The 1,415-nt window shown below is 60.6% G+C and carries 1 protein-coding gene; it reads right to left on the reverse strand.

Annotated elements, in window-relative coordinates:
* Window positions 1–271 precede the first annotated feature (271 nt).
* Complete coding sequence (locus NW849_RS14235; protein WP_414358491.1) at window positions 272–1,333, reverse strand: DUF1611 domain-containing protein; 1,062 nt, start codon at window positions 1,331–1,333, stop codon at window positions 272–274.
* Window positions 1,334–1,415 lie beyond the last annotated feature (82 nt).

The following is a 1,415-nucleotide window of genomic DNA, read 5'->3' on the forward strand; positions in this document are numbered from 1 at the left end:
TGGTAGTAATCCGTACTGAACATATTATACATTATTTTCAGTATAGTTGAGCTTATTATTGACTAGAGTCATGCTCTTCTCTGAACACGGAGCAAGCCCAGTTCCTGGCCCCCGGCCAATGGGAGCGACTTGGATCGAGAATACCTGGCTGAGGAGATCGCATCTCAGAGAAGACAACGGCACCGGGAACCATCTGAATCGCTCACCTGTTGAAGATGATGAGTTTTTCCCAGATGGACAATGGGAGTGGATCCGCTGTCTGCAAACTGAGTTATCCTGCCGCCAAAATTGCCTCCAACAAGGGATCTGCCCCAAAGCGCACCACATCTGTACAGGGCCGTCCGGTCTCAGCCTCCACCCGGCGGATCTGCTCTAGGGCTGCTTCTTCCTCCCAGCCGAAGGTATTGAGGGCAATCCCCACCACGGGCGCGGGGGCAAAAGCCCCGGCAGCTGCCGCCACCTGTTCATACAGCTCAATCACCTTGGGTAAGGGCGGGATGGGCACGTAGTCTATCCCCTTGATGTGGGTCTGGCCGGCGCGGTGTACCAGGATAAGGTGGGTGGGCTGGGATCCACGCAACAGGGGCAAGGTGGCCGTAGAGGCGGGGTTGAGCAGGGATCCCTGACCTTCCAGGTGCAGAATGTCGTGGTCAGAGCCATAGCGCATGATCAGTTGCTCCACCGCCCCACTGGCATAGTCCACTCGCACCGCATCCAAAGGGATCCCCTCGCCGCCGATCAGGATCCCGGTTTGCCCGGTGGCCAAAAAGCGGGAGCGCAGGCCCCGCCTCAGGCTGGCCCGGTGCAGCTCTAGGCTGGTGGACATTTTGCCCACGCTCATGTCGGTGCCCACCGTCAACACCCGTTTACAGGGCAGGGTGCGGGCCAGGGCTTTCCCCACCGACAGGTTGGGGGGCTCGCGGCGAATATCCCAGATCCAGGCCCCCGGCTGCAACCACTGCCGAAACTGGGGATCCTCGGCCAAAGGCGTGTGCAACCCATTCACCAGAGACAGGCCAGCTCGCAGGGCCAGGCCCAACTCCTCCCGCCAGGCTGGCGGCAACTGCCCCCCTGAAGGGGCGATCCCAATCACCAGAACTTCAGGCCAGTGGGCCAGCGCCTCCTCCACCGAGGCCACGATGGGAATGTCTTTGGCAATTCCGGTCAGATGGGCCAGGGATCCCCCCGCCTGCTCCCGGTCGATCACCGCCACCACCGGGAAGGAGCCGTAGCGCAGCAGCCCCAGCCCCGTTTTCCCATGCTCCCCCAGCAATCCCCCGTGGAGCAGGATGGCCACGCGACTTTCGCTGGACAGGGATCCTGGCTTTCCCATCATTCCTGATACATTCACGCTGAACTCTCCTGAACATGGTTCAGGAAAGAAGCGATCGCATCCTGCCTATCTCTGAGCAGGA

Origin of the sequence: Synechococcus sp. R55.3, assembly GCF_047461975.1 — a bacterium.
Classification (GTDB): domain Bacteria; phylum Cyanobacteriota; class Cyanobacteriia; order Thermostichales; family Thermostichaceae; genus Thermostichus.